The 5,992-nt window shown below is 61.8% G+C and carries 6 protein-coding genes; 3 read left to right on the forward strand and 3 right to left on the reverse strand.

Annotated features, from left to right (window positions below):
- Nucleotides 1-125 precede the first annotated feature (125 nt).
- Nucleotides 126-1,337 (reverse strand): HlyD family secretion protein, encoded by a 1,212-nt coding sequence (locus ABSG20_RS27420; protein ID WP_423867615.1) that lies wholly within the window; start codon nt 1,335-1,337, stop codon nt 126-128.
- 458 nt (nt 1,338-1,795) lie between these two features.
- On the opposite strand from ABSG20_RS27420, the gene ABSG20_RS27425 reads away from it, so the two are divergent.
- From ABSG20_RS27425 to ABSG20_RS27435, 3 genes are all read left to right on the forward strand, one after another.
- The gene (locus ABSG20_RS27425; protein WP_423867616.1) at nt 1,796-2,359 is read left to right on the forward strand and encodes an Mpo1-like protein; all 564 of its coding nucleotides are present in this window, start codon (nt 1,796-1,798) and stop codon (nt 2,357-2,359) included.
- On the forward strand, nt 2,356-3,384 hold the full coding sequence (locus ABSG20_RS27430; RefSeq protein WP_423867617.1) for an NAD-dependent epimerase/dehydratase family protein: 1,029 nt from the start codon (nt 2,356-2,358) through the stop codon (nt 3,382-3,384). The genes ABSG20_RS27425 and ABSG20_RS27430 overlap by 4 nt, the downstream gene beginning before the upstream one ends.
- Before the next feature lie 210 nt (nt 3,385-3,594).
- Nucleotides 3,595-4,242, forward strand: a complete 648-nt coding sequence (locus ABSG20_RS27435) for a methyltransferase family protein (protein ID WP_423867618.1) — start codon at nt 3,595-3,597, stop codon at nt 4,240-4,242.
- 248 nt (nt 4,243-4,490) lie between these two features.
- On the opposite strand, the gene ABSG20_RS27440 is transcribed toward ABSG20_RS27435, so the two are convergent.
- Together ABSG20_RS27440 and ABSG20_RS27445 are read right to left on the reverse strand one after the other, a co-directional pair.
- Nucleotides 4,491-5,075, reverse strand: coding sequence for an NnrU family protein (locus tag ABSG20_RS27440; protein WP_423867619.1), 585 nt, complete (start codon nt 5,073-5,075; stop codon nt 4,491-4,493).
- Nucleotides 5,076-5,169: 94 nt separating this feature from the next.
- Nucleotides 5,170-5,736, reverse strand: a complete 567-nt coding sequence (locus tag ABSG20_RS27445; RefSeq protein WP_423867620.1) for a UCP034077 family protein — start codon at nt 5,734-5,736, stop codon at nt 5,170-5,172.
- Nucleotides 5,737-5,992 lie beyond the last annotated feature (256 nt).

Here is a 5,992-nt window from a genome sequence, read left to right on the forward strand (position 1 = left end):
CGAGAATCGCCGCGCGCAGCGCGGCAGACACTTCCTCGACCTTACCGAGACTGCGCGGCAAGGCCCCGCCGCCTTCGCGCCTTTGCGTCTTCGCGGTTCGGCCTTTGGTGCGAGGGTCAACGCGGTCACGGCGGGCCGCCCGCCAAATCGACGCGCGGGATCACCGACATGCCGAGGCTGAGCACGTAGGGCGCGGGCAGCACGTCGAACACGATCTTGACCGGCACGCGCTGCACCACCTTGACGAAGTTGCCGGTGGCATTCTCCGGCGGAAAGGCGGTGAACTTGGAGCCCGATCCCAATTGTATACTGTCGACATGGCCGCGAAGGTCGAGCGAGGGATAGGCATCGATCGTGATCTTGACCTTTTGCCCCTTGCGCATGTCGGCGAGCTGGCTTTCCTTGAAATTCGCCGTGATCCATACTTCGGGGGCAACGATCGAGAAGATCTGCTGCCCGGCCGTCACGTAATTGCCGGCTTCGACATTGCGTTTGGTGATCCAGCCGTCCTGCGGGGCTTTGACCAGCGTCCACGACAGATTGAGGTTGGCTTGATCGAGCCTGGCCTGGGCCTGCTCGACCTGTCCCTGCAATTGCCCGACCTGGGCGTCGGTCTCGCCGATGCGCTGCGGCACCGGCGAATTTTCGGTCACTTGCGCATCGGCGAGTTCCACCTGCGCCTCGGCCTGCTTGAGGGCCGCGGTCGCGGCGTCGACGTCCTGCTGCGAGGTCGCCGCCTTCGGCAGGCTGCGCTGCCGGTCATAGTCGGCCTGGGCCTTGGCGAGGTTCGCCTTGGCATTGGCGACTTGAGCCTGCGCCTGCTGCAGCTGGGCCGGAAAGTTCTTGCGCGCGACCTCGGCGGCGAACCGCTGTCCCTCATACTGGCTCTTTGCCGTCGCCAGTGCGCCCTCGGCCTGATCGCGGTCGTTGACGTATTGCCGCGGATCAATGTGGATCAACAGCTGGTCCTTCTTGACGAACGCGTTGTCGTTCACATCGAGGGAAAGCACGATTCCGGAAATCTGCGGCGCGATGGTGATGGCGCGGCCATCGGTGTACGCATCGTCCGTGCTCTCGAGATTGCGGGTCGTAAGCCAGTAATAGAGGCCACTGGCGATCAACAGAACAACGATGACGAGGCCTATCGTGATGATCAGCGGACGACGCTTTTTCCGCGTCTCCTCTTCGGCCCGCTGCCCGGACGTGTCGCCTGACCGATCCGCTCCAGGCTGGTCGTCCGCTGCCGCGATCTTGTCGCCACTCTCGGCGGCGGGTTGCGGTTCAGTTTTCGAGGTATCGTGACCTGCGCGGGCATGCTCGGTTTCACTCTCAGTCATCGACATCCCGCTTGCTGGGTGTAGAAAGCACTGGAAAACTCAACCGAATTCAGGTGGGGTCGTACCATAAAATAGGGTCGAGCGGTCCAGCGCAAGACCCTGGCTCGCAAGATCCATGGCAAGAGAGACACGGCGTATGGATAAACGGACCAGCCTCGCCCTCCGCTATTGCGGTTACGCTCAGCACTGCAACCGTCGGTACGGCTTCCAGAGGGCCAATGAAGCATCATCTCTGCCATCGACGCGGTCGTCCTGAGCCGTCCGAAACAAGCGTCTGCCGGGCCAGCGCTTCATGTGGAAGCCGAACGATGAGGCGGTGTTGGGGTACGACAGACGATCCGCGACCGCCGCAAGCAACCACTTCAGGGCGCCTGATGAAGGTGTGATGATTGACTTTTTGCAACTTTTGGGTTCTCGACTACGGGAGTGTTCCAAAACGCGAGAACCCCGGCGAGCGCATGATGAATTCATACTTTCGTCGCCAACTGGCGGTTTATGTTGAATACCATCGAGATCCCTGGAATTCCGCGCTACACGTGTTCGGCATCGTCAGTCTTTTCCTTGCCGCGGTGCTTCCCCTCAGTGCATATACCGTTCAAGGGCTTGGTGCCCACATCAGCGCGGCCTCTATTGCGGTGTTACCCGTTCTGATCTACTGGCTGCTGCTCGACGCCACCCTTGGAATGGCGATCGTTGCAGCCGCTGTATTATTGCTTTCAGTTGCGTTGATCATCTTGCATCATACGAGTTCCACCGGAATGTGGCTGATTACGGGCGTTTTGATCATAACCGGTTTTGGGCTGCAAGCGGTCGGGCACCAGCTGTTTGAACGCCGAGCGCCTTCGCTTCTGGATCATCCCGCCCACTTACTGCTCGGCCCCCCCTTTGTGATGGCCAAACTATTCATCGCGCTTGGTTTTCGGCAGGACTTGGCGGCGATTATCCGGCCAGTTCCGCAAGCCCCGAGCAGCACCTCGCTTGACCCCGGTGAACGCGCGGGCGAGACCCATCGACACTCATGACACGGGTACTGGTCACCGGCGGCAGCGGCTTCATCGGACAGTACCTGGTCCCGGCGCTGGCGGCGCGTGGCCGCGAGGTCCGCGTGCTCGATCTTCGAGCACCGGCAAGGGCCAAGCCGGAAGTGACGTATGTTCAGGGTTCGGTACTGGATCGTGAGCTGGTGGATGACGCTCTCCGCGGCGTCGAAGAAGTTTATCATCTTGCCGGCCTGCCCGGCATGTGGATGCCGCAAAAAAGCGATTTTCATGCCGTCAATTGCCGCGGCACGGAGGTCGTCATAGCGGCTGCGCGCAAACGCGGCATTACCCGGTTTCTGCACTGCTCGACGGAATCCATTCTTTTCCGCCCCCCGCCGTCAGAAGATGCCGTGGGCGATGATGCCACATTATCCGCTGACGACATGCCGGGCCCGTATACCCGCTCGAAATTGCTTGCGGAACAGCTGGCCGCGCAGGCCGCGGCGGCTGGATTTCCGCTGGTCATCGCGTGTCCGACCATGCCGATCGGGCCTCATGATCACTACCTCACTCCGCCGGCGGCGATGCTTCGGCACTTTCTCGGCCGGCGTTTTCAATTCTATCTCGATTTCGTCGTGAACCTCGTCGACGTCCGCGATGTCGCGGCGGGCCTGGTTCTTGCCATGGAACGCGGGCAAGTCGGACATCGTTACATTCTGGGCGGCGAAAGTATCCCGCTGAAGACGATACTTCGATTGATGGCGGAGGCGAGCGGGCACCGCGGCGTTCTGTTGCCGGTTCCCCGGAGACTGGCGCAGCTCGCGGCGACCATTCTGGAGTTCACCGCCGATCACGTCACGCACCGGCCTCCGTCCGCGACCATCGAAGGCGTTCGCATCGCGCTACGGGCGACCGCGCTCTCGATCAAAAAGGCCCAATCCGAGCTTGGTTACACCCCCCAAACCGTTGAGCCGGCCTTGCGCGAAACCATCTCCGACCTTCTCGGCGCCGGTGCCAGCGGTGTCAATCGGCGCTATAGTACGAGAAACGACGCATTCGAAACCTAAAACGTGAGCTTCGCGCACATGCGTTCCGCGTTTGTCCGAGGGAAAAGCGCGCCCTTGGGCTTGACCCGAGGGCGCGAACCGGTTTTCCCTTGGACGAATGTGGAACGGTTTGCTCTTAGGATCATGCTCGATCGATTCGACGAGATCATGATCCGGTACAATCTGATCCGATCATGATCCAATGACCGTGAGATGTAATGTCTGTGAAGCATGATGCCTGACCAGAACCAACTGTTGGCTTTCTTCTGGAGTGGATGGACCGCGACGTGGCCCACCCAGTTGCTGGCGCTGATCTGGATCGGCTGGCTCGTCAGCTGGGCCGCGGGATCGTTCTTTTCCGCTCGCACTGAAAAGCACGTCAGGACCTGGGACTCGCGGGCCTACCGCGTACCAATTTTCGTCGGCGCCGTGCTGCTCACGCCCTGGACCGCGCGGATACTGGGAGAGCACCCGCTTTGGCATGCCGGTGTCGGCGGCACCTACCTGCTTGCCGGTCTGACCTTGGCAGGCACGCTGTTTACCTGGTGGGCACGCATCCATCTCGGACGCTTCTGGTCGAACGCGATCACGCGCAAGGAAGGCCATCGGGTCATCGACACCGGCCCCTACGGGCTGGTTCGACACCCGATCTATACCGGGCTTATCGGAGCCATGCTGGCGACCGCCATCGCGGTCGGGACGGTCACCGCGCTAATCGGCGCGTTGCTGATCGCCTTCGGCCTGTGGCAGAAGGCGCGCATGGAAGAAGGGTTCCTGTCGGCTGAACTCGGGGCGGATGCCTATGGACCTTACTGCCGCCGGGTTCCGATGCTGATTCCATTCCTGCCGCCACGTCGACCGGAGATCGGGCGGGTCTAAAGCTATTGAGGAGCGGCGGCTCGTCATGCTCGTCTTGTGGCGGATCGAGGCCGAACTCCATCGCCTCGGCCTCCACGCGCACGATCTCCGTCAGCAGCCTTTGCAACAGCTCTGCCTGTTTCTTTTCAGGAACATTCTGGGCTTTACTGATGTCGTCGACCAAGGGCAGCACGCGTTGTCGAAAACGTATGGACAAAATCAACGCACTCAAAATAGATACCGCCTGAAGGCGGATTGCACAGACCTGTTCAGGCTCCAAAAACGGGAACGCCGATCACGATGGGATGAAACGCGAAACCGAGTGCCAGATAGGCAACGATCCCGACCACGACCGCGATCAGATCGTTGCCCATGCCGCCGACCGGGATCGGCGGGGCGCCGGCATCCGTGCGATGTTTCAGCGAGATCCGGTCGAACACCGCCCAGCCCAAGAACGAGCCGAACAGAATAATGCCGCCGAGATCGCCGTTGGCGAAGAGATGAGCCGCCGCCCACAGCTTGACGCCGGTCAGCATCGGGTGTTTCACCGCCGTATAGATGCGGCCGCGGACATAGGCCGCCACCACCAGAATGACCGCCGGCAGCATCAGCGCCACCGTGATGTGCTTGAATGCTTTCGGCGGCGACCAGAGCTCGATCATCCCCGACGTCCGATAATTGGCAAAGCCCCAGACGATCAGCGTCAGTCCGGCGAGCGACGCCAGGGCGTAGCCGAGCTTGTAGCCGCCCTCGCCCCAGGACGCGATCAGCCGCCCGCGCAGTATGCGCTGTGTGGTCAGGGCGTGGACGCCGAGGAACAGCACGAGGCCTGATATCATCACCAGCAGTCCCATGCACCTTCCCCCTTGCCGACGAGATTTCCGGGCCTCGCGTAACACCTTAAGGGCTCACGCCGCAATGCGCCAAATGGCCTCGCGACGAGGCTAGTCACGGCTTCGCCGACTGCCTTTCCAGCTCGCGATTATCGACATAGCGGATCGCGATCGGCCGGCCGGCGATGGCACCGCCAAGGCCGCCGCTGAACTTCAGCGGCAGGCAGCCATCAAGCGAGGCGTTGATCGCTTTGAGGTAGGTATCGCGGACATCAGCGGTTACGCCGGCCGTGGCGTAGGTCATTCGCGGCGGTCCGATCATCTCGCCCGAGCGCTTGAAACTGAAGCGCACCGACATCTGCATGCCCTCATGCGCGGCATCGGCTGGCGGCGGCGACCAGCACGAGCGCAGTTCGGCGAAGAGATCGCCGATGGTGTCGAGATCGTGGTCGGGCTTCTGGTATTTCGCGGCGTCGTCATGCGGCGGCACGGTTTCGATCGTCAGCTGCAGATTCTCGCCATAGGGATAATCCATTTCGGGAATGCAGGGACCGTGATTGAACACGCTGCAAAAAGACGGCGTGCACGGCCGCCCCCGCAGCACGCTGCACGGCGCGTGCGCGAACGGCGTGGCATCGACGGGATGCTGGTGCCGGGCGTTGGCCGCGCTGCTGACGGACATTCCCACCATTGCGATGAGGAGACAGATCACGATGCGCAGCAGCATGAAGCGAGCCTCTGGAAGCAATGGCCACTAAATGGTGTTCCAAAACGAAATGTCATCACCCGCGAAAGCGGGTGAACCAGTATTCCAGAGGCCGTTGTGATCAGCAAAGGCGCCGGCGTACCGGATCCTCACCGGAGCCTGTCATCGGGCTCGCCGAAGGCGAGACCCGGTGGCGCGGTGCCGATCGGTGGTGGAGCCGCGCCTTGCGCCG

Source organism: Bradyrhizobium sp. (assembly GCF_049512235.1).
Lineage (GTDB): Bacteria > Pseudomonadota > Alphaproteobacteria > Rhizobiales > Xanthobacteraceae > Bradyrhizobium.